Annotated in this window: 24 protein-coding genes; 12 read left to right on the plus strand and 12 right to left on the minus strand. The window is 60.7% G+C overall.

Annotated elements, in window-relative coordinates; genetic code table 11:
* Nucleotides 1-12: 12 nt before the first annotated feature.
* Both rhlB and ACLBW8_RS24720 read right to left on the minus strand, forming a co-directional pair.
* Nucleotides 13-1,488, minus strand: a complete 1,476-nt coding sequence (gene rhlB, locus ACLBW8_RS24715; protein WP_064450805.1) for an ATP-dependent RNA helicase RhlB — start codon at nt 1,486-1,488, stop codon at nt 13-15.
* A 96-nt stretch (nt 1,489-1,584) separates the two neighbouring features.
* Entirely contained in the window at nt 1,585-2,241 is a 657-nt protein-coding gene (locus ACLBW8_RS24720; protein WP_064450806.1) for an alpha/beta hydrolase, read from the minus strand.
* A 345-nt stretch (nt 2,242-2,586) separates the two neighbouring features.
* Here ACLBW8_RS24720 and ACLBW8_RS24725 point away from each other — a divergent pair, with 345 nt between their 5' ends.
* The 4 genes from ACLBW8_RS24725 to ACLBW8_RS24740 all read left to right on the plus strand — a co-directional run bounded on the left by ACLBW8_RS24725 (nt 2,587) and on the right by ACLBW8_RS24740 (nt 6,756).
* Entirely contained in the window at nt 2,587-3,618 is a 1,032-nt protein-coding gene (locus ACLBW8_RS24725; RefSeq protein WP_064450807.1) for an amino acid ABC transporter substrate-binding protein, read from the plus strand.
* Nucleotides 3,619-3,690: 72 nt separating this feature from the next.
* Nucleotides 3,691-4,872 carry an amino acid ABC transporter permease gene (locus ACLBW8_RS24730; RefSeq protein WP_064450808.1) on the plus strand — a complete coding sequence of 394 codons (1,182 nt, stop codon included), beginning with the start codon at nt 3,691-3,693 and terminating at the stop codon, nt 4,870-4,872.
* Nucleotides 4,873-4,882: 10 nt separating this feature from the next.
* Complete coding sequence (locus ACLBW8_RS24735) at nt 4,883-5,980, plus strand: amino acid ABC transporter permease (protein WP_064450809.1); 1,098 nt, start codon at nt 4,883-4,885, stop codon at nt 5,978-5,980.
* A gap of 11 nt (nt 5,981-5,991) precedes the next feature.
* Nucleotides 5,992-6,756, plus strand: coding sequence for an amino acid ABC transporter ATP-binding protein (locus ACLBW8_RS24740; protein ID WP_003171943.1), 765 nt, complete (start codon nt 5,992-5,994; stop codon nt 6,754-6,756).
* 52 nt (nt 6,757-6,808) lie between these two features.
* On the opposite strand, the gene ACLBW8_RS24745 is transcribed toward ACLBW8_RS24740, so the two are convergent.
* Both ACLBW8_RS24745 and ACLBW8_RS24750 read right to left on the minus strand, forming a co-directional pair.
* Nucleotides 6,809-7,291 (minus strand): type II toxin-antitoxin system MqsA family antitoxin, encoded by a 483-nt coding sequence (locus tag ACLBW8_RS24745; protein ID WP_447806520.1) that lies wholly within the window; start codon nt 7,289-7,291, stop codon nt 6,809-6,811.
* Entirely contained in the window at nt 7,288-7,599 is a 312-nt protein-coding gene (locus ACLBW8_RS24750) for a type II toxin-antitoxin system MqsR family toxin (protein ID WP_447806521.1), read from the minus strand. Before ACLBW8_RS24750 ends, ACLBW8_RS24745 begins: the two co-directional genes overlap by 4 nt.
* Before the next feature lie 159 nt (nt 7,600-7,758).
* On the opposite strand from ACLBW8_RS24750, the gene ACLBW8_RS24755 reads away from it, so the two are divergent.
* Both ACLBW8_RS24755 and ACLBW8_RS24760 read left to right on the plus strand, forming a co-directional pair.
* Nucleotides 7,759-8,418 (plus strand): FadR/GntR family transcriptional regulator, encoded by a 660-nt coding sequence (locus ACLBW8_RS24755; RefSeq protein ID WP_447806522.1) that lies wholly within the window; start codon nt 7,759-7,761, stop codon nt 8,416-8,418.
* Complete coding sequence (locus tag ACLBW8_RS24760) at nt 8,408-9,679, plus strand: CynX/NimT family MFS transporter (RefSeq protein ID WP_447806523.1); 1,272 nt, start codon at nt 8,408-8,410, stop codon at nt 9,677-9,679. Before ACLBW8_RS24755 ends, ACLBW8_RS24760 begins: the two co-directional genes overlap by 11 nt.
* Here the strand turns inward: ACLBW8_RS24760 and ACLBW8_RS24765 are convergent.
* The 8 genes from ACLBW8_RS24765 to ACLBW8_RS24800 form a co-directional block, all read right to left on the minus strand.
* A complete protein-coding gene (locus ACLBW8_RS24765) occupies nt 9,676-10,326 on the minus strand; it encodes a DUF1120 domain-containing protein (protein ID WP_447806524.1) in 651 nt (216 codons plus the stop codon). The genes ACLBW8_RS24760 and ACLBW8_RS24765 overlap by 4 nt on opposite strands.
* Nucleotides 10,327-10,336: 10 nt before the next feature.
* Complete coding sequence (locus ACLBW8_RS24770) at nt 10,337-10,966, minus strand: DUF1120 domain-containing protein (protein WP_447806525.1); 630 nt, start codon at nt 10,964-10,966, stop codon at nt 10,337-10,339.
* A 9-nt stretch (nt 10,967-10,975) separates the two neighbouring features.
* Entirely contained in the window at nt 10,976-12,106 is a 1,131-nt protein-coding gene (locus ACLBW8_RS24775; RefSeq protein WP_447806526.1) for a DUF1120 domain-containing protein, read from the minus strand.
* Between the two features lie 11 nt (nt 12,107-12,117).
* Nucleotides 12,118-14,574 carry a fimbria/pilus outer membrane usher protein gene (locus ACLBW8_RS24780; RefSeq protein WP_447806527.1) on the minus strand — a complete coding sequence of 819 codons (2,457 nt, stop codon included), beginning with the start codon at nt 14,572-14,574 and terminating at the stop codon, nt 12,118-12,120.
* A gap of 56 nt (nt 14,575-14,630) precedes the next feature.
* Nucleotides 14,631-15,374 carry a fimbria/pilus chaperone family protein gene (locus ACLBW8_RS24785; RefSeq protein WP_447806528.1) on the minus strand — a complete coding sequence of 248 codons (744 nt, stop codon included), beginning with the start codon at nt 15,372-15,374 and terminating at the stop codon, nt 14,631-14,633.
* A gap of 2 nt (nt 15,375-15,376) precedes the next feature.
* A complete protein-coding gene (locus ACLBW8_RS24790; protein WP_447806529.1) occupies nt 15,377-16,006 on the minus strand; it encodes a DUF1120 domain-containing protein in 630 nt (209 codons plus the stop codon).
* An 87-nt stretch (nt 16,007-16,093) separates the two neighbouring features.
* A complete protein-coding gene (locus ACLBW8_RS24795; protein ID WP_447806530.1) occupies nt 16,094-16,720 on the minus strand; it encodes a DUF1120 domain-containing protein in 627 nt (208 codons plus the stop codon).
* 37 nt (nt 16,721-16,757) lie between these two features.
* Nucleotides 16,758-17,381 (minus strand): DUF1120 domain-containing protein, encoded by a 624-nt coding sequence (locus ACLBW8_RS24800; protein ID WP_447806531.1) that lies wholly within the window; start codon nt 17,379-17,381, stop codon nt 16,758-16,760.
* A gap of 553 nt (nt 17,382-17,934) precedes the next feature.
* On the opposite strand from ACLBW8_RS24800, the gene ACLBW8_RS24805 reads away from it, so the two are divergent.
* The 6 genes from ACLBW8_RS24805 (at nt 17,935) to ACLBW8_RS24830 (ending at nt 21,976) form a co-directional block, all read left to right on the plus strand.
* Nucleotides 17,935-18,669, plus strand: coding sequence for a response regulator (locus tag ACLBW8_RS24805; RefSeq protein ID WP_447806532.1), 735 nt, complete (start codon nt 17,935-17,937; stop codon nt 18,667-18,669).
* A gap of 207 nt (nt 18,670-18,876) precedes the next feature.
* Nucleotides 18,877-19,512 (plus strand): response regulator, encoded by a 636-nt coding sequence (locus ACLBW8_RS24810; RefSeq protein ID WP_447806533.1) that lies wholly within the window; start codon nt 18,877-18,879, stop codon nt 19,510-19,512.
* Between the two features lie 221 nt (nt 19,513-19,733).
* The gene (locus ACLBW8_RS24815; RefSeq protein ID WP_447806534.1) at nt 19,734-20,366 is read left to right on the plus strand and encodes a DUF1120 domain-containing protein; all 633 of its coding nucleotides are present in this window, start codon (nt 19,734-19,736) and stop codon (nt 20,364-20,366) included.
* A gap of 91 nt (nt 20,367-20,457) precedes the next feature.
* A complete protein-coding gene (locus tag ACLBW8_RS24820; protein ID WP_447806535.1) occupies nt 20,458-21,093 on the plus strand; it encodes a DUF1120 domain-containing protein in 636 nt (211 codons plus the stop codon).
* A 100-nt stretch (nt 21,094-21,193) separates the two neighbouring features.
* On the plus strand, nt 21,194-21,664 hold the full coding sequence (locus tag ACLBW8_RS24825) for a nuclear transport factor 2 family protein (protein ID WP_064454859.1): 471 nt from the start codon (nt 21,194-21,196) through the stop codon (nt 21,662-21,664).
* Nucleotides 21,665-21,700: 36 nt separating this feature from the next.
* Nucleotides 21,701-21,976: a GIY-YIG nuclease family protein gene (locus ACLBW8_RS24830; protein ID WP_025855645.1), complete on the plus strand. Its 276-nt coding sequence runs from the start codon at nt 21,701-21,703 to the stop codon at nt 21,974-21,976.
* The last annotated feature ends 21 nt before the right edge of the window (nt 21,977-21,997 follow it).

Consider the following 21,997-nt stretch of genomic DNA (forward strand, 5'->3'; position numbering starts at 1 on the left):
TCGCATTCCGGCTTACGGGCGTTTGCGTTCCACAGCCCGCAGCAAATGCGTCGGCGGCGTCTCGCAACTGATCTTGCGACCCAGCAACGTCTCGATCGACGGCAGCTGGTACGAGTCATCTTCCCCGGCAAAGCTGATCGATACACCCGCAGCGCCTGCACGGCCGGTACGGCCAATGCGGTGCACGTAGTCGTCCGGCACTTCCGGCAGGGTGAAGTTGATCACATGGCTGATGCCATCAATGTGAATTCCGCGCCCGGCAACGTCAGTGGCCACCAGCACGCGAATCTTGCCTTCGCGGAAGCCTTCCAGGGTCTTGATGCGCTTGTGTTGCGGCACATCGCCAGACAGTTGCGCAGCGTTGACGCCATCGCGTACCAGGCGTTCTTCGATGCGGCGCACTTCGTCCTTGCGGTTGGCGAACACCATCACGCGTTCCCAACCATTGTCGTTGATCAGGTTGTAGAGCAGCTTGTACTTGTCGGCGCCGGCGACGGCGTAGATGTGCTGTTCGACGTTTTCGCTGGCGACGTTCAGCGCTTCGATCTCGACGATGGACGGGTCGGTGGTCCACTGCTTGGCGAGGTTCATCACGTCTTCGGTGAAGGTCGCGGAGAACAGCAGGGTCTGGCGCTCGTTTTTCGGCGGGGTCTGGCGAATGATCTGACGTACTTGCGGGATAAAACCCATGTCGAGCATGCGGTCGGCTTCGTCCAGCACCATTACTTCGACCATGTCCAAATGCACGTCGCCGCGCTGGTTGAAGTCGAGCAGGCGGCCCGGGGTGGCGACCAGGATGTCGCAGTGACGGGCTTCGAGGTGCTTGAGTTGCTTGTCGAAGTCCATGCCGCCGACGAACGTCATGACGTTGAGGCCGGTGTACTTGGTCAGGTCGGCGGCGTCCTTGGCGATCTGCACCACCAGCTCCCGGGTCGGGGCGATGATCAGTGCGCGTGGCTCACCCATGTAGCGTTCTTTGGGCGGCGGCGTTTGCAGCAGCTGGGTGATGATCGAAATCAGGAACGCGGCGGTCTTGCCGGTGCCGGTTTGCGCGCGACCAATGGCATCTTTGCCGGCGAGGGTGAAACCCAGCACCTGCGCCTGGATCGGCGTGCAGTACGGGAACCCCAGGTCCTGGATGGCGTGCATCAGTTCCGGGGCCAGTTTGAAATCGTGGAAGCGGGTTTTGCCTTCCTGGGGCTCGACGGCGAAGTCTTCGAGTTTCCACGGGGTCACGGGCGGTTTTGGTGCGCGTTCGCGGCGTGGTGCTTTCGGCGCCGGCGCCGGCGCTGGGGCGGCCTCAGCAGGCAGTACCTGTTCAGGTGGCGTCACCGGCGGTTTCTTCGGCGAGGCGACAGGTGCGGTCCGGCCTGGCTGTTGACCGTCATTGCGGCTGTCGGAGGAGGGGACAGGAGCACTGGGAACAGGCGCGAACGGCTCAGCCTCGCTTTTGCCGAACATCTTCTTAAGTGCTTTGAGCACGGTGATCTCATTAATTGGTTAAGGAATGTACGCCGGCCAGTGTAATGCAAGAAACGGGCGCGGCGTAGTGCGTCTGTCATACGGCTACATAAACGCTGGGTTTCAGCCCAGGCGTGCGGTCAACCAGGCACCGATATCGCGTATCTCTTCAGGTAACACTTCGTGACCCATTGGGTATTCCTGCCATGTCACGGTGACACCACGGCTCTTCAAGTGCTCGTAGGCGCTTCGGCCCATGGCGTTTTGCACCACGTCGTCGTACTGACCGTGCAGGCAGAGGGCAGGCGTGCGCTGTTGGCTCGCAGACAATTCCAGCTCGTCACCAAAGGTTGGTGCATAAGTAGAGAGGGCAATCACGCCGCCCAAGGGCCCCTGCCATTTAAGAAAGGCGGTGTGGAAGACCACGGCGCCACCTTGGGAAAATCCGGCGAGGAAAATCCGCGAGGCGTCTATCCCGGTTCTTTTTTGATCTTCGATCAAGTCCGTGACCATTTTGGTCGACGCTTCCAGCTCTTCCAGACTGATGGAACGGGCTGGGCTCATGGCCTTGATGTCGTACCAACTGGGCATCTCATAGCCGCCATTGATGGTCACCGGGCGGGTCGGCGCCTGGGGCAATACAAAGCGCGTGGACAGCAAGTTTTCCTGCAGCGCCTCGGCCACCGGCAGGAAGTCGTAGCGATCGGCACCCAGGCCATGCAACCAGATTACGCAGGCGTCTGCGGGCTTGGCGGGCTGAAGAATCAAGGGTTCGGTCATGTCTGCTCCATATATGTGCGTGCGCTCCGATTGGGTGCGTCGGAACGGTGCGCGACGGGTTGATCTGTTAAGAGAATGTCGCAAGGTTGAATCTTTTTCTATTGACCATGGGCTGAAACGACTCAGCCTCCACTCTGGTACGCGCCTTGCTATGTGTAGGTCGATGTCAGAACTATCTTAGGACGGTAACACTATCAGTGACTGCCGCTTGTGGGATAGCAACTGGAATTACCGCGACAACTTCATGCCGCTTGACCCCAAAAAAAGCCAACACGGGTCGATATCGCCTCATAAGGGTGCGCTGAGGTTGGAGCTCCGACACAACAAGAGCAACTGGAGGTTTGAATGAAGGTATTGAAATCCACCCTGGCCATCGTAACCGCGGCCGCTGTACTGGGTGTCAGTGGTTTCGCCCAAGCCGGCGCCACCCTGGACGCCGTGCAGAAGAAAGGCTTTGTGCAATGTGGCGTGAGTGACGGCCTGCCGGGTTTCTCGGTACCGGATGCCAGCGGCAAGATCCTCGGGATCGATGCTGACGTTTGCCGCGCTGTGGCTGCCGCCGTTTTCGGTGACGCAACCAAGGTCAAATTCAGCCAGTTGAACGCCAAGGAGCGTTTCACCGCGCTTCAGTCCGGCGAAGTCGACATCCTGTCGCGCAACACCACCATGACCAGCTCCCGCGATGCAGGCATGGGCCTCAAGTTTCCGGGCTTCATCACCTACTACGACGGTGTTGGCTTCCTGGTTAACAACAAGCTGGGCGTGAAAAGTGCCAAGGAACTGGACGGTGCAACCATCTGCATCCAGGCCGGTACCACCACCGAGCTGAACGTTTCCGACTACTTCCGCGCCAACAACCTCAAGTACACCCCGATCACCTTCGACACCTCCGATGAAAGCGCCAAGTCGCTGGAATCCGGTCGTTGCGACGTGCTGACTTCCGACAAGTCGCAACTCTACGCACAGCGCAGCAAGTTGGCCTCGCCGAAAGACTACGTGGTGCTGCCGGAAACCATTTCCAAAGAGCCGCTGGGCCCGGTCGTACGTAATGGCGACGACGAGTGGCTGGCCATCGTGCGCTGGGTTGGCTACGCCATGCTCAACGCTGAAGAAGCCGGTATCACGTCGAAGAACGTTGAAGCTGAAGCCAAGTCCACCAAGAACCCGGACGTTGCACGCCTGCTGGGTGCTGACGGCGAATACGGCAAAGACTTGAAAGTGAAAAAAGATTGGGTCGTGCAGATCGTCAAGCAGGTCGGTAACTACGGTGAAGTGTTCGAGAAAAACCTCGGCAAGAGCACACCACTGGAAATCGACCGCGGCATGAACGCACTGTGGAACAACGGTGGCATTCAATACGCACCCCCTGTGCGCTGATAGCTGATGGTTCTGTCACCCGGTGGGCCAACCACCGGGTGATGTTCTGTTCCATTCTTTCCGGGGCACTTCATGCAAAATCAAATCGGCGCACCAAAGCAGAAGCTCAGCTTCAGCGATCCAAAAGTGCGTGCGTGGCTCTTCCAGATCATCACGATTGTGGCGGTGGTCTCGCTGGGCTGGTACCTCTTCAACAATACGCAAACCAACCTTCAACACCGTGGCATTACCTCGGGTTTCGACTTTCTTGAGCGCAGTGCCGGCTTCGGCATCGCGCAGCATTTGATCGACTACACCGAATCGGACAGCTATGCCCGAGTCTTTGTGATCGGCTTGCTCAACACCTTGCTGGTGACCGTGATCGGTGTGGTCCTGGCGACCCTGCTCGGCTTCATCATCGGCGTGGCGCGCTTGTCGCCCAACTGGATGATCAACAAACTGGCGACGGTGTACGTGGAAGTGTTCCGCAACATCCCGCCACTGCTGCAGATCCTGTTCTGGTACTTCGCGGTGTTCCTGACCATGCCGGGGCCGCGCAACAGCCATAACTTCGCGGACACCTTCTTTGTCAGCAGCCGTGGTCTGAACATGCCGGCAGCGATTGCCGCCGATGGGTTCTGGCCGTTTGTGATCAGCGTTGTCGTCGCGATCGTGGCAATCGTGCTGATGGCCCGCTGGGCCAACAAGCGCTTTGAAGCGACCGGCGTCCCCTTCCATAAATTCTGGGCGGGCCTGGCGCTGTTGATTGTGATCCCGGCGTTGTGCGCCCTGATCTTCGGCGCGCCGTTGCACTGGGAAATGCCCAAGTTGCAGGGCTTCAACTTCGTTGGCGGCTGGGTATTGATCCCCGAACTGCTGGCGTTGACCCTGGCACTTACCGTCTACACGGCAGCGTTTATTGCCGAGATCGTGCGTTCGGGCATCAAGTCCGTCAGCCACGGCCAGACCGAAGCCGCGCGTTCCCTGGGCCTGCGCCCTGGGCCGACGCTGCGCAAGGTCATCATCCCGCAAGCCCTGCGGGTGATCATTCCGCCGCTGACCAGCCAATACCTGAACCTGGCGAAAAACTCGTCACTGGCCGCCGGTATCGGTTACCCGGAAATGGTTTCGCTGTTTGCCGGCACGGTGCTCAACCAGACCGGGCAGGCCATCGAAGTCATTGCCATCACCATGAGCGTGTACCTGGCGATCAGCATCAGCATTTCCCTGCTGATGAACTGGTACAACAAGCGCATTGCGCTGATCGAGCGGTGAGGAAACGCACATGAGTTCGCATACGTTCAAACCTGATATGCCGCCGCCGAGCAAAGTCTTCGGACCGATGGCCTGGATGCGCGCCAACCTGTTTTCCAGCTGGCTCAACACCCTGCTGACGCTGTTGGCGTTCTACCTGATTTACCTGATTGTGCCGCCCATCCTGCACTGGGCCATCCTGGACGCAAACTGGGTGGGTACTACGCGCGCTGACTGCACCAAGGAGGGCGCCTGCTGGGTGTTTATCCAACAGCGCTTCGGGCAGTTCATGTACGGCTACTACCCCGGCGACCTGCGCTGGCGCGTAGACCTGACCGTGTGGCTGGCCATCGTTGGCGTGGCGCCGTTGTTCATCTCGCGTTTTCAACGCAAGGCGATCTACGGCCTGAGCTTCCTGGTGTTGTACCCGATCATTGCCTACTTCCTGTTGCACGGCGGGATCTTCGGCCTGACCAACGTGGCGACCAGCCAATGGGGCGGCTTGATGCTGACCCTGGTGATTGCCACGGTCGGCATCGCCGGCGCCTTGCCGCTGGGCATTGTGCTGGCGCTGGGGCGACGTTCGAACATGCCGGCGATTCGTGTGGTCTGCGTGACCTTCATCGAATTCTGGCGCGGCGTGCCGTTGATCACGGTGCTGTTCATGTCCTCGGTGATGCTGCCGTTGTTCCTGCCTGAAGGCATGGGCATCGACAAGCTGTTGCGGGCACTGATCGGCGTGATCCTGTTCCAGTCGGCCTACGTGGCTGAAGTGGTGCGCGGTGGCTTGCAGGCGATTCCCAAGGGGCAGTACGAAGCGGCCGCGGCGATGGGCCTGGGTTACTGGCGCAGCATGGGCCTGGTGATTCTGCCGCAAGCCCTGAAGCTGGTGATCCCGGGCATCGTCAACACGTTTATTGCGTTGTTCAAAGACACCAGCCTTGTGATCATCATTGGCCTGTTCGACCTGCTCAACAGCGTCAAGCAAGCCGCCGCCGACCCTAAATGGTTGGGCATGGCCACTGAAGGCTACGTGTTCGCCGCCCTGGTGTTCTGGATTTTCTGTTTTGGTATGTCGCGCTATTCCATTCATTTGGAACACAAGCTCGACACAGGCCACAAGCGTTAGGAGTTGTTGTTATGAGCGAAGCGATCAAACAGCCTGTGAGCCCTGAAGGCATTATCCAGATGCAGGGCGTCAACAAGTGGTACGGCCAGTTCCATGTGTTGAAAGACATCAACCTCAACGTCAAGCAAGGCGAGCGTATCGTGCTGTGCGGCCCGTCGGGTTCGGGCAAGTCCACCACCATCCGCTGCCTCAACCGTCTGGAAGAGCACCAGCAGGGCCGCATCGTGGTCGACGGCGTGGAACTGACCAACGACCTCAAGCAGATCGAAGCGATCCGCCGTGAAGTCGGCATGGTGTTCCAGCACTTCAACCTGTTCCCGCACCTGACCATCCTGCAGAACTGCACGCTGGCGCCGATGTGGGTACGCAAGATGCCCAAGCGCAAGGCCGAAGAAATTGCCATGCACTACCTGGAGCGCGTGCGCATTCCGGAGCAGGCACACAAGTTTCCGGGGCAACTGTCCGGCGGCCAGCAACAGCGTGTGGCGATTGCCCGTGCGCTGTGCATGAAGCCGAAAATCATGCTGTTCGACGAGCCGACTTCGGCCCTCGACCCGGAAATGGTGAAGGAAGTACTCGACACCATGATCGGCCTGGCCGAAGACGGCATGACCATGTTGTGCGTGACCCACGAAATGGGCTTCGCCCGCACCGTGGCCAACCGCGTGATCTTCATGGACAAAGGCGAAATCGTCGAACAGGCGGCGCCGAATGACTTCTTCGACAACCCGCAGAATGATCGGACCAAGTTGTTCTTGAGCCAGATTTTGCATTGATCGATGTTTGAAACGATAAACCCGGCCTGGTGCCGGGTTTATTTTTTGTGGTTCAGGAAGCCTTGAGCGTTTCATGCTTGATGTTCACTGTATGAGTGAACCCCCGTAGGTCAGCGCCCTCAGCCAATACCTTGGCATCGCTGAGCAAATGCGGGTAGCGATCCAATAACCGCATCAACAGCACCAAGGGTTTGGGTGGCAGAAGCTCACCGCGCTCGTAGCGTGAAAAAGCGTTATGCCCGCCGCCGGACAGCAACTCCACCGTTTCTTTTTGCGTAAGGTTCAGCTTGCGGCGTATGCGTTTCATCTCGATGCCGATCATTTGCCGCGCGGCGTGGATGAGTTCATCACCGGCTTTCGCATGGCGCTCTGAACTATCAGGGTCATACATGCCGTCGCTGCATGCATGGCATTCCCAACCAGAAAGGTCATCGACACGACGTTCCATACCTTTGACACTCAGGGTTTCGCTTCGGCCTTCGAACCGTGTCATTCCGTCGGGCATACCGCATATACAGCATTGTTGGGTTTTCATGCGTTGCGCTCCTTGAAGGAGATAACCGGAGGCTTACCGCCTGGGCAGTAAGTGACCTTTATGTAAATCTCCATGCCATGTGAACTGATGTGGTAGACGTCCTGCCAGACCCTGGGGTCTGCATAGGTAGTCATTGATTTGTACAACATCCTGGTTTGCAAATGACAAACGACCTCTACCATCTCATGGGTTTCGAGGCCGAGTTTCCTTCCTGTTATCCTGGCCGCAGAGGTAAATGCCTGGTCTCCCAACCGCTTGACCTGCGCGATTATCACCGCCAGATCGTAATGAGGTGTGTACTTTTCCATAAGACACCTGAGTCCAATAATTACCCTATAAGGGTGATTTTACCAGTCGAAAATACTGCTCCTTTGCCTGCCCAAGAACCCTAGTGCGTTGCCTTTGTAGGCAACTCCGAATAGGCTGTAGGAAAATTCATCCTATGATTGGACGAAAGCGCAAAACCCATGACAGACATCGCTCCTTTGATCAAACGCTCGCTGGTTGACCAGGCCATGGAGCAGTTGCGCCGGCGCATCACCGAAGGCAGATGGGCCATCGGCGAGCGCCTGCCCACCGAGCCCGAGTTGTCCGCCGAGCTGGGCATCAGCCGCAACACGGTGCGCGAAGCCATGCGCGTGTTGGCGTTTTCCGGCTTGATCGAAATCCGCCAGGGCGACGGCAGTTACTTGCGCTCGATGACCGACCCGCTGGGGGCGATGCGCGCGCTGTCCCACTGCACCCTGGAACAAGCGCAAGAGACCCGGCAGATTCTGGAAGTGGAGGCCATTGGGCTGGCGGCACTGCGGCGTACCGAGGCAGACCTTCGCGCGTTGCGCGCAGCACTCAAGGCCAGCGCCGAGCTGTACCACGGTGACCTGGAGGCCTATATCAGCGCCGATTTGGTGTTCCACAAACACTTGGTCGATGCCGCCCACAACCCGTCCTTGAGCGAGCTGTACCAGTATTTTTCCGCCGTCGTCGGTGCCCAGTTGCGCCAGACCCTGAACCTCTCACCGCGTCGCCAGGCCGTGTTCGACTTGCATATCGCCTTGCTCGACGCCGTGGAGCAACAAGACCCGGAACGCGCCAAATCCCTCTGCCGGCAGTTGATCAATGAACCTTGAAGCCAAACGCCCGACCGAACTCGAAGAACTGTTGATCGACGCCGAAGCAGACGACGAGGTGGTGCAGCACAATCACCCGATTGTCACGCGGCCGTGGCTGTTGCTGCTGGGCCTGATCCTGGTGGCGCTGAACCTGCGCCCGGCGCTGTCGAGCCTGTCGCCGCTGCTGGCCGAGGTTTCCCAAAGCCTCGGTTTGTCGGCCGCCAAGGCCGGTCTGCTGACCACCTTGCCGGTGCTGTGCCTGGGCCTGTTCGCACCGATGGCGCCGATCCTGGCGCGGCGCTTCGGTGCCGAGCGAGTTGTACTGGGGATTCTGCTGACGTTGGCGGGCGGGATCATTCTGCGCAGTTCGTTCGGTGAAGTCGGCCTGTTCGCCGGCAGCCTGATTGCCGGTGCGAGCATCGGCATCATCGGCGTCTTGCTGCCGGGTATCGTCAAGCGCGACTTCGCCAAACAGGCGGGTACCATGACCGGCGTCTATACCATGGCGCTGTGCCTGGGGGCGGCGCTGGCCGCGGGCTCCACGGTGCCGTTGAGTCGCTACTTTGGTGACAGCTGGAACATCGGCCTGGGTTTCTGGATTCTGCCGGCATTGGTGGCGGCGCTGTTCTGGTTGCCACAGGTGGGGCACAAACACGGCGCCCATCAAGTCGCCTATCGCGTGAAAGGTTTGCTGCGCGACCCGCTGGCCTGGCAGGTGACCTTGTATATGGGCCTGCAATCGTCCCTGGCGTACATCGTGTTTGGTTGGTTGCCATCGATCCTCATCGGGCGCGGCCTCACACCGACACAGGCGGGGCTGGTGCTGTCGGGCTCGGTCATCGTGCAACTGGCCAGCTCCCTCGCGGCGCCTTGGCTGGCCACGCGGGGCAAGGATCAGCGCCTGGCGATCGTGGTGGTGATGCTGCTGACCCTCGGCGGGTTATTCGGCTGCCTGTATGCGCCACTCGATGGCCTGTGGGGCTGGGCGATCCTGCTGGGCCTGGGGCAGGGCGGCACCTTCAGCCTGGCGCTGACCTTGATCGTGCTGCGCTCGCGTGATGCCCACGTGGCGGCCAACCTGTCGAGCATGGCCCAGGGCATTGGTTACACCCTGGCCTCCATGGGCCCGTTCGCGGTCGGCCTGGTGCATGACTGGACCGGCGGCTGGAGCGCTGTGGGCTGGATCTTCGCGGTGATCGGCCTTGGCGCGATCATCGCCGGGCTCGGCGCCGGGCGTGCGCGCTATGTGCAGGTCACCAGCGAAAAGCTCCAAGGCTAGAGATACACCACTTCCAGCGTGGCGGAGCCGTCCATGAGTGTCTCCACACTCAGGTCCAGGTTCTGCTTGGCGTTGATCACCGCCTCCAGGGTCAGGGTGCTGGTCAGGTTCTGGATTGCCGAAGGCCCGGCGGTGCTGCCGACCACATCGGTAAAGCCCAGCAAACTGTTGGAGCCGATATCGATGGGGTTGCTGTTGGACGTGCGCCATGCCAGGCCACCGGTGGTGGATTCGGTGCCGTAGGTCACCGCCAGGGCATCGGCCATGGTCTGCTTGGGATCGAACTTCACCGAATACACCCCGAGCTTGTTGCCCGCGCTGTCCAGCCCCAGCCCGTAATAGATCTCGCTGTTGACGTGAGCGGTGCCGTCGCGGTTATCGCGCATGCGCAGGGCGTAACGGCCGGGGGCGTTGCAACTGACGGTCAGTGTCAGCGACTTGAGTGGCAGGCGCGTGCCCGTGGCCTGGTTGAGGTCTTTTTGAGAGATCTTGCCGAAGTCGATCATCCCGCCACTGGACAGCACGGGGGTGCAGGCCATCGGGGTTATTTCTCCGCTAACGGTCAGTTCAACGGTGGCGGCGGAGTGTGCTGCAGATACGCAGGCCAGCCACGCACAGGCCGTAAGAGCGCTCAATAGCGTTTTCATGGTTCAGTTCCTAAAGGTACTTCACGGTCAGGGTCACGGACCCGTCGATGGGCACTTCTTCGGTCAGCAGCAGTGTGTTGGCCGGGGCGATGCTTGGCTCGATAGACACAACGGCAGTCAGCTGTTGTACCGGCGCCGGGGCGTTGCCTGCCCTGATGGGCGTGAAGGCGGTAAGGAAGTGTGGCGACAGAATGCTCGTCGGCGACCAACTGGAGGAGTCTGTAGAGCCCAGAGGGTACATTTCGACGCCGTCGCCCACGATCGAATGGATGCCCAATTTTGTGGAGCCAAGCTTTTGGTTGCCGTTGATCAGACCCAGGCCGAATGTAGCTCCCAGATTGACGTCGTCGTAATTTGAGCCGAGGCGGTTATCCCTTGGCTCCAGGGCCAACAAGGTCGGCGCGTCGCAGTTGATTGCCAGTGGCAGGCCGTGAGCGGGCAACTGGGTGGGGGCATCGACGCTCAGGTCCCTGGCGGCAATTTTGCCCAGGTCATACACGCCACCATTGGACAGGCTGGGTGCACAGGCATTGGGGGTGATCAGGCCCGAAACGTTCAGGTCAACGCTGGAAGCTGCCTGAGCCGGCAAGCCTGTGACCAGGCAGGCAAAGGTGGCCAGAGAGATCAGAAAGGGTTTCATGGTGTGCTCCTATAAATAGTGAATTTCGAGAGTGCCCGAGCCATCCAGCAGCACCTGATTGCTCAAATCCAGCGAGCCAAGAGGCGCAATGACCGCTTCCAGGCTCAGCGTGGTGTTGAGCGTTTGAATGGCACTGGGGCCGCTGGTGCTGCCGGACGTAGCACCAAAACCCAGGTAGCGATTGGCGCCGACGGCAGCGACGCCCGTACTGGCGCCACTCCACGGCAATGCGCCGGTGGCGGAGTCGGTTTGAAAAACCTGGGTGAAACTGTCGGCAGTGGTGCGCGCCGGGTCGAACAACAACCGATAGCGGCCGATCTTCTGCTGGCGAGCGTCCAGGCCCAGCCCGTAAGTGCTTTCATCGGCGATGCCGGTGGCCGAACCCTCGCGGTTGTCCTGCATGCGCACCGCAAAGGCGGTCGGCGCATCGCAGGTCACACTGAGCGACAAGGCACGTGAGGCCAGGGCGGTTTCCTTGTCGAGATTCAGGTCGCTGACCGACAGTTTGCCCAGCGCCACATGGCCACCGTTAGACAGGGTGGGTGTACACGCCGCCGGCGCAAATCGCGCTTCCAGACGCAGTTCCCGCGAGCGCCCGGCAGCGAGGGCGTCGAACAGCCCGGCGGTGTCCCACGTCACGGCATCGCGCACGCGCGCGGCGTCCTCGCGGGCCCAGGCGCTGGCGTCGATCTGCACCGACAAGTTGCGTCCGAGCACCGCGACGCCTCCGCGCATCGGCACGATGCCGTGGTCCGGTTGCCAGGGCAGTTGGGCGCTGATGGCGGAGGGCGACTGCCCCTGGCCCGCAATCAAGCCAAGTTCTACCGCCTGGCCGTCCAGCACCGCATCGCTGATGCGCAGGCCGTAGCTGCCGCGTTCGGTAAAACGAAAACGCTCGGGCCCTGCGCCCAGCCCGCGATAAAACACGCTCATGTCAGTGGGTTGCGGGCAGTTCAGCGTCAGGCTGATACGCCGCTCCCCCAGCAAGCGTTCGGGCGCGGGGACCAACGCCACGGCGCGGTTCATCAGGCCAAAGTCCAACTGCGCCTGGCTCAGGTTGAGCTGGCATTCTTCGGCGCCCCACGCGCCGCTGCTCAGCAGCACAAAACCCAAGGGATACAACGTGTGTTTCAGGCCCATGGTGAAAGTCCTCATGGCTGGCGGCACCGGGCCGGTGCGGTTTCGAAATACACCTCGGGGTCAGCGTTTTTCGGCAGTTCAAAGTCCAGGCGGCAACGTGGCTGCCCCGGTGCCTTGACCCACAGCGGCCGTGGGTCAAGCACGTCGGGCAGGAACACTTGGCTGCCTTCCTGCACCAGCGTAATGAACTCGCCGTCGGCGCTGCTCACGGTCGCGCCGCGTGGCAACGGTTGGCCGTTATCGGTGGTCACGTTCAACAACGCACGACGGGTAAGGGCCACGCCGAAGTGCACCTTGTCGACCGCCCCGCGCCCGGCGGCGATCACCGCCAGGCCGTTGTGGATATCGGCGTTACGCGGCAATGAACGCGTCTGCACCTCCACCGGGCTGCGACCGTAAGGGCTGACTTGCGGCACCACTGCCTGGCCTTGCCAGTCGGTCCATACCGGGCCGCTTGGGGTGGTGACTTTGATCCCGGCCATCTCGCCCACCGACATCACGGCAAACGTGTCGCGCACCGGATACGGCGAAAAGGTCACGCCGTCGCCATGCACCACCACCCCGCCCCGCGCGCCTCCTTGATAGCTGGCACGTTCGTCTTCGCTGCGGGTGTAGTTGAAATCCAGCTGGCTGTACCACGGCAGCGCCGACACGCCGAACGACGACTCCACTTCACGGTCACGGCTGTCGCGTTCCACGCCTACCCGGTAGCTCAGTTGGTCGTTGATTTGCTCACTCACGCCTGCCCCGAGGCGATGCTCGCCTCCGGTGTTACGTGCCCAGGCACGACCGCGTCGGCTTTCACCCAGTGGCACACTGACGTTCAAGTAAAGGCTGTCGTCATTTTGCTGGCGACCGCCCACTTGCCATTCGGCACTGGCTGACACCGAGACACGGCCAAAGCTGGTGCCCCAGGACGCCAGCGCGCGGCTGCTGCTTTCACCGTTATACGAGGCCGTGCGCGAGACTCCGGCGCTGAAAGCACCCAACGCCGGATGCGTCCAGGATGCGGTCAGGCTTTGCTGGTCGCGGTAGCGCGTACGTTGTTGATCCTCGCTATTACCGACGTAGGTTGAGTCCTCAAGGTCGCGGTAACCCTGGGAGCGCCACGAGCCTGCGGTGCCAACCGACCAGCTGTCATTCAAACGCTGGGACCAGGACAGGTCGGTCTGCACCCCGCGCTCTGTGCCCTCGCGCTTGGGGCTGGCTTGTGCCGCCTGCGCCGAGAACTGCAATTGGCTGTCTTGCCAGGGCAACCACCCCAGGCTCGCACCCGCCGAGCGATAGGCATCCGCCACCAGCCCGCCGGCGCTGACGCTGAGTTGCGGGTGCAGCGGGCCGCTCCAACCCGCACTGATTACCCAGGGTTCGCGGCCGTCGCTGTCACCGATCTGGCGCACGCGCCCGGCGGCCACCGAATAGCCTGGCGCCGGCAGGCCCATGCCGAGCATGGCGGCGGGCACGGTAAAGCGGCGCTCTTCGCCGGTGGTTTCCTTGACCGTGACTTCCACGTCGGAGCGGCTGTTCAAACGTCGTACATCGGTGAGGGCAAATGGCCCGGCCGGCACCACGGTGGAGTGGATCAACGCGCCGTTCTGACGGATCTCCACCTGGGCCGGGCTGTTGGCGATACCGGTGATGGTCGCGCCCTGGTTCTGGTCTTGCAGCGCGGTTTCGGTCAGCACTTGGGCGCCGGTGATCTGCGTACCGGCCAGTACCGGGTTGTAGAGGCTGATTTGCCCCGCCTGCAACACCGCCTGTTGCTCGGCAAACGTGCGCTGGGCGTAGGCGTCCAGGTGGGTGGTGCGCGAACTGCTGTCCAGCCAGGTCTTCACCTGCCGACTGCGCACGATCCAGTCGCCGGCGTTGAAGCCGACCTCGGTGTTGGCCGAACCGAAGCGACTGCGGTTATCGCCAAACTCGTTGTAGAGGCCGGTCAGGTCGTAATTGAGCAGGAAGGCGTTGCCGCCGGTCTGGTAGTCGGAGATGTCCTGCTGGGCGGGGCGCAGTGCATCGGTCGGCACCACCAGGGCCAGGCCCAGGCCTGCCGGGTCTTGCTCTATTACGGTTTGCGGGTAGCGTTCGATAAAACGCTGGCAGGTGGGGGCGCCATCGTCATCGGGCACGGTGAGGTTGCCCGCATCCAGCAGGGCACGGTTGAAGCAAAGGCCGCCCTGGCGGTCGAACTCCACATCCACTCGCCCACGGCGCTGGCCGTTGATACTCAGGTTGACGGCATGCCGTCCTGCTGCAAAACGCGGGGCTTGCAGCAACAGGTTGGCCAGCTCCGGGTCGATGCCGCGCCGGGACAGCGTCTGGGGGTCGAAGGAACCGGCGATCAGCATCTCATCCGCCAGCACCGCCTCGCACGGCAGTGCGCCACCCAGGGTCAGCGCCAGCCCCGTCAGTAGTTTGCGTGCGCGGTGGGGTGAAACGCCAGGCGCGGCGCTGCCGTCGCGATCAGTCATTGCTGTGCTCACAAGGTCGTACTCAAGTGTTGGTGGCTTTGGCAAGCCACTCTTTTTTATAGGGTGATCGGTGCTTCGTAAGGCGCCACGGCAAAGCCGTACACCGTGGCCGGTTGCAGCTGCACGCGGTTGGCGTCGGTGCCCGTGCCGGTAACCGTCACGTTCAGGGTTTCACCCGGCAGCACATAGGTGCGCGGCAACAAGGCCGAACCGCTGCCGGGCAGCAGCCGCAGTTCCTGGGCCATGCGAACCACATAAGGGGTTGGGTTGTGCACGCTCAATTGGTGGCTGTTCAGGCGCCACTCCAATCCGGTCCAGGGTGTGCGGTTGGGCGCCAGGCCCTTGGGGTGCAGGATCACCGGCAGGTTCTGGCGCACCGTCACGCCCACCTGTGCGTGCCCGGCCTGGGCCGTCGAGCGGCCTTGGGGCATGCCTTCGAATATCGCCCGTTTCAAGCGTTGGGTGGTCAACGGCTCGGGCGATTGCAGGATGAAGCGGATGAGCTGGCTCTTGCCCGGTTCGACCCTGGCCAGGGGCGGGGTGACAAACAGCAGCGTCGCCGTGTCTTCGGGAATGTCTTCCAGCGTTACGTGCAGCAGGGCCAGCTTGTCGTCGGTGTTGGTCACGGTAACCGAGGCTTCGCCATCGGCCTCGTTGACGATGACCACCGAGGTGTCGGGCACCATGCCGTCGGCGAGTACCACGGCGGGGCTGCCGATCGCCAGCGCCAGTGCGCCGAGGTAGAGACCTGAGATTCGCGCAAAGATGAATATTTGGGTAAACAAGGGCGGGGCAGTCATGGCTACATATACCTCAGGTCAATCACGATGGAACCGTCCAGCGGCACTTCCTGATCGAGGGTCAAATAGGCGGCGGCATTGATGGACGTATTGATTTGCAGGGTGGCGTTCACCAGGCGGTGGGGTTCCGGCACCAACGTGCCTGGGCGTGCGAACCCGATGTAGGTGTTCGGGTAGGCATTGGATTCGGGGAACCAGCTCGCGCCCTGATTACTGGAAGCCAGCACCAGTACACGCTCGCCGTCACCCATGACCTCGCGAAAGGCCAGGGAAACAGTGCCCAGCCGCTCGGTGGGTACATGAATATTAGTGCCCAGGCCGTAATAAAACCCCGGCCCCAGGGAAGAGTCGGCGCGATTGTCCACGCCGACCAACACGAACAGCACGGCCTCGTTGCAGCTCACCGACAGATCCAGTTCTTGAGTGGGCAGGACGCTGAACTCGTACTGGTTGAGGCTGCGCGCCGGCACCCTGCCGTGGTCGACGACACCGTCGGCCGACAACGTCGTGGTGCAGGCACTGGGGGTAATCAGGCCGCTGACGTTCAGCTCGGTGCTGGACGATGCCAATACCATCGGGCTGGCGCCGAGCAGGTAAAGCAGGGCAAGAAGGCGTGAAGAGAAGTGCTTCATGGGGGAGGTTCACCGGTTGCCTGGTTCAGTGTTGAGTACACGACAAGGGCAGGCGTGAAGGCCTGCCGTTGTTCGATTTGGAGGCCGTTACAAGTAGCGCACGGTGAGGGTCACCGAGCCGTCGATGGCGACTTCGTTGGTGAGGGTCAGTTCGCTGGTTTTGGCGATGGTGGGCGCGATGTATAAGTCTGCGGTCCATAGCTGGACCGGGATCGGCGCATTGACGCCGGCTGCGCCTGGCGCATGGATGTAACTGCTCGTCAGGGTGATGCCGCCGTTGCTCCAGGTGACGCCATCGTCGTAAGAAACGACGGTAATGGCCGGTGCACCATCGGCGACCGGACTCAACAGTTTTAAACTCATATAGCCGAGTTTTTCCGTGTCGTTGATCAGGCCCAGACCGAACTCCAGGTAGTCGTTGTTCAAATCGGACCCCTCGCGGTTGTCCTTGGCCTCCAGGGCCACAAGGGTCGCGGCGTCGCAGGTGACGGTGAATTGCAGTGTTTGGGCGGCCAGATCGGTCGTCCTATCAACGTTGAGGTCCTGGGCCGAAATCTTGCCGTAGTCCACGGACCCGCCGTTGGACAGCGCCGGGGTGCAGGCACTTGGGGTAATCAGGCCCTTGACTGTCAGGTCGACACTGGATGCGGCCAATGCGTTGGCACTGCCGAGCAGCAACAGGGCGGTGATTGCGGATTTGAATGCGGTGTTCATGGTGTGGGTTCCTGAGTTGTGAGACGAGAAAAAGGGCTTACCAATACTTGAGTTGCATCACGGCCAGGCCGTCGATGGGCACCTCGTCGAGCAAGGTCAGGCCCGAGGCGGGCGCGATCGTGGTGAACGCCCGCAGCCGTGCGCTCAGGGTTTGCAGGGCCATCGGTGTGTAGGGGCCGCTCGTGGGGGCGAACGAGCTCAACGCGGTGTGGCCCAGGTACGAAGAGGGGTACCAGCTGGCGCCGCCGTCGCGAGACAAAATGGCCTGCACCGGTACGCTGTCGGCCACCGGGTCGAACAGCCCGAACGCCACATTGCCGAGTTTCTGGTCATCGTTGACCATGCCCAGTCCTTGGTGCGCGGGGTTGAGCGCTGCGCTGCCGGCGCGGCTGTCCACGGTGGTCAGGGTAAAAAATGTCGGCCCTTCGCACTGCACCTGCAGGCTCATTTCCGCGACTGGCAGGCTGGTGGGCGTGTCCGCGTTCAGGTCCCTGGCCGTCAGCTTGCCGTGGTCGACGACACCGCCGTCGGACAAGGTCGGCGTGCAGGACGCGGGGGTGATGATCCCGCTGACGCTCAAGTCCGTATTACTGGCGGCGAATACCGGGCCGGCGCCGATAATCAGCAGTGTCGCGGCGAGAGTAGAGAGGGGTCGAACCATAGCTTCACATCCTGTGGGTTAGAGGGGGTTTACCCGTCGTTCAAGTACGCGCCAGCCTGTTGAGTCACGCCGTGGTGGCACCCGCTTAAGGTGTCGACGCAGGCAAGGCGGCTTTCATGTGTTTCAGGACTGCTCGCGGGCGGCGAACCGTCCCTGGCAAGAGTGGGCAGTAATCTAGCGACGGGCTCGCGCCGGTGACATGCAACAATTACGACAATGGTGTCGGGGAGGGAAAACGGACCGATTTATGTCAGATAAATGACAAATAAATGTAGGTAAACAGTCAGTTTCGTAGTTGTTGTATCGCCAAGCACACATTTGAAGAGATAGGTTCTCTTTGCGATGGCGGTCATTTGTGCGTCAGAAGGGCGCTGCAAAAGTGCTCTGCCTTTGATTGTCGCGTCAGCGCTCCTCACCCCGTCCCCTGCGATGTCCTTGGACCACGGGCGCTGCACCACCGACAACCACAACGAGGTGAGCGAGAGTGCTTTCGAGCGATGTCTCTTCGCAGCACGTTCCTTTGCATTTGTGCCCCCCGGATCACTGGAAACACATGGCGGTACTGGTGGCGGAAGATCATCCCGCCTATCGGGCGCTGTTGGGCTGGTTTCTGAAAAAGCTCGGGCTGGGCCACGAGGTGGTCGGGGATGGAGGTGAAGGTTTGGCAGCCATCACGCGCACACGTTTCGACCTGGTGATTACCGACTGCCATATGCCGCTCATGGACGGCTATGCCCTGGCCCGCGCGATACGCCTTCGTGAGCAGGCGAACGGCCTCCGACGGGTTCCGATCATCGCGCTTACCGCCAGCCTGCGGCTCGATGACCCCCAGCGTTGCCGCGATGCCGGAATGGACGCCTGGCTGCTCAAGCCTCTGACATTTGCACAGCTGTACGAGGTGCTTGGGGGTTGGCTGCCTGGTCCGCCTTGCAACATGTCGTCGACCGAGCCCGGCAGCTCAAGAGGCTGGCCAACTCGAGCGGACATGATCCAGACCTTCGGCAGCGAACACGTGGTGAACCTGATGCTCGGCAGCCTGCTGCGCGAAGCCCGCAAGGACTGTGCGGCCCTGGCTCAAGCGCGCATTGCATCTGACACTCAGGTAGCAGTGGAGCGGCTGCACCGTCTGTTGGGAAGCCTGGCGTTTTTAGGCTGCGACGACCTGGAGGCGCGGGGTGGTGTGCTGATTGAGCAGGTCCGCACGCGGGGCGTGGGGGCGAGCCGGGCCAGGCTGGAGGCGTTTGAACATGATCTCAAACTTTACTTCGCTTATGTGAGCACGCTATGACGCTTCACTCGGCGAGCTTCGCTGTAGGAATTAATACCTCTGAGCTGTAGTTTTTGGATGTGGGTAGTTTCCTTTTATTTTGTAAGTTTAAAGTCGTCCGCTATCTGGCATTGGGCGCGGCTGAAAAGTGCCTCCGCCGGGCGGTTGTTGATGAGCGCCGGTGGGGGTATTTTGCGCGAATCAATTTGCCATCATCCGTGGGTAGCTATGCTTCGTGTAATTATTGCTGACGATCATCCCCTCGTGCGTATTGGGCAGAGGGTGGTGATTGAGGCGGGCGGTAAATGCAAAGTGGTCGGTGAGGCCGGCGGTCCCGATGAGCTGCTTAGCTTATTGGCTGAGATCCCTTGCGACGTACTCGTGACTGACTTCGCCATGCCCGGCGGTCAGCAGCCCGACGGTTACTCGTTGCTGAGCCTGTTACATCGCCAGTACCCGGAGTTGCCGGTGATTCTGGTGACGATGTTTGCCAATATCGCCACCTTGCGTGCTTCTTTTGCCCATGGCGCCCGGGCCATCGTCGCTAAAAAAGCCTCGGCCAAGGAGTTACCCCTCGCGATCAAGGCCGTGTGTGCGGGCCAAACCTTTGCCAGTGAGTGCCTGCGCGAGCAACTGGTGGAAGCGGGGGCTGGCGATCAGTCGCAACAGCCGCAGTTGTCCGGCAAGGAGCGCGAGGTGGTGCGCATGCTGGCCAGCGGCATGACCGTCAGCCAGATCGCGGCACGGGTCAATCGCAGTATTTCCACGATCAGCAAACAGAAAAGCACAGCCATGCAACGGCTGTGCATCTCGACGGATGTGGACTTGTTCGCGTATGCGCGTGCGGCGGGGATGGTGCCGTAGAAAGTTGCAGTTTTATGACGACTCATCATGTAAAAACGCAGTGGCCAGGATTCGTATTACTTGTATTTGGTTTGAACTAATAACGCTCTAACTTGCCAGGGTCGCCCTGCCATGAGTTCTGGTGGGGGGGCATAACATTCCTGGTTTATTAGTTGAGTCGAACTTGCAGGTAGGCGGCGTGCCTCTGCGCGTGTGTTTAACCTGCTGATAATCGACCGAAAGTGAGCATTGATATGCAACCCTCTCGTGCACTTATAACCGCCGCGCTTTTGCTGGCGGGTGTTTCCAATGTGATGGCCGCGTCCAGCGTGGACCTCAGCGTTGTTGGTGTAGTCACGCCGTCAGCGTGTACGCCAACTTTGTCCAATAATGGGGTGGTGGATCATGGGAAAGTCTCGGTTCAGGACTTTCCGGAGTCGGGCAACAAGGTGCTGCCAACGGCTTCGCTGCAGTTGGTGGTTAACTGTAATGCGCCGATGTTGATGGCCGTCAAGCCCACAGATAACCGTGCCGGTACAGCACTTTATCCTTGGCCGGAATATTTTGGTTTGGGCCTGGCAAGCGGCGGAGAAAAGATCGGTTGGTACGAACTGGTAATGCGCAATGCTACCGCTGACGACGTACCGGGTATCGTGATCGAATCCGTTGATGGGCAGCGCTGGTCTGATTCAGAGAACACGGTCTGGGGGGCAGGCTTGATGCGTACTGTCGGCACGAGCTTTGCTCCCTTGCCGTTAACGACCTTCAAGGCAGATCTGGATGTGTACACAACCCTCACCGACAAGACCAATCTGCCGATCTCCGAAGAAATCCAAATAGACGGCAGCGCCACCCTGGACGTCGTATACCTTTAACCCCGCCGGGTTTTCTAATTAGTTGAGTCGAGCTGACAGGTTGGCAGTGCGCTCCTGTGCGCCTGTTCAACCTGTTAATAATCGACCGAAAGTGAGCATTGATATGCAACCCTCTCGTGCACTTATAACCGCCGCGTTTTTGCTGACGGGTGTTTCCAATGTGATGGCCGCGTCCAGCGTGGACCTCAGTGTCGTCGGTGTAGTCACGCCGTCAGCGTGTACGCCAACCTTGTCCAATAACGGGGTGGTGGACCACGGGAAAATCTCGGTCAAGGACTTCCCGGACTCAGGCAACATGGCCTTGCCAAAGGTGACGCTGCAGTTGGTGGTCAGCTGTAATGCGGCGATGTTGATGGCCGTCAAACCGACGGATAACCGGGCGGGTTCTACCTTTTATGATTATCCGGAATATTTTGGTTTGGGCCTGGCGAGTGGCGGTGAAAAGATCGGTTGGTACATGCTGGTAACGCGCAATGGTATCGCTGACGATATAACGCGTTCCGTTATCGAATCCGATGATGGTGAGTCTTGGAGGTTCGCGGATAATACGTACTGGGGAGTGGGCCGGATGCGCACTGCCCAAGGTGCGGGTGGGGCCCCCATGCCGTTGACGACCTTCAAGGCGGACCTGGAGGTTTACACAACCCTCATGGACAAGAACACTCTGCCGATTACCGAAGAAATCCAGATAGACGGCAGCGCCACTATCGACGTCGTCTACCTCTAACCCCACCGGGCATCACTCATTCCCAAGGCGAATAGCCATGGCTTTCCCCCGCCGCGCGGACTATCGTTCAGCACCTCTGACCACCGTGCGAAACCTGCCCATGAGTGATGCCCACAACGCCCTGATCACCGAGTTTTACAGTGCCTTCCAACGCCTGGACGCCGACGCCATGGCCGCTTGCTACACCGACGACGTGGTGTTCAGCGACCCGGCCTTCGGCGAACTGCGTGGCCGTGATGCCGGGGACATGTGGCGCATGCTCACTACGCGGGCCAAGGACTTTTCCCTGACGTTCGACCATGTACGCAGTGACGAAACCACCGGCAGCGCGCATTGGGTGGCGACGTACCTGTTCAGCGCCACCGGCAACACGGTGGTCAACGATATCGGCGCGCGCTTTGTATTCCGCGACGGCAAGATCTGCGAGCACCATGACCACTTCGACCTGTGGCGTTGGTCGCGCCAGGCGTTGGGCCTCAAGGGGCTGCTGCTGGGCTGGTCGCCTGCGCTGAAAAACGCCGTGCGTGCCCAGGCGCTTAAAGGCTTGAAGGCATTCCAGGCCGGTCGTTGATAAGATTGGCGCTCTTCTGGTTTGCCGAATAGACCCGTGACTGATCTTCCTGAACCCAAACCCTGGTTCGTCTACCTGGTGCGCGCCGCCAACGGCTCGCTGTATTGCGGCATCAGCAACGACCCGGTGCGCCGTTTTGCTTCTCATCAGAGCGGCAAGGGCGCGCGGTTCTTTTTGTCCAGCCCGGCGGTTGCGCTGGTGTACACCGAGCAATGTGCGAGCAAGGGCGAGGCGCTGCGCCAGGAACGGCTGATCAAAAAATTGAAGAAAAGCGCCAAGGAGTGCCTGGCGGCGAGCGGCTCATTGATTTGACTGATGGGTTCCCATCGCCCC

The sequence above is a fragment of the Pseudomonas sp. M5A4_2d genome (assembly GCF_053345295.1).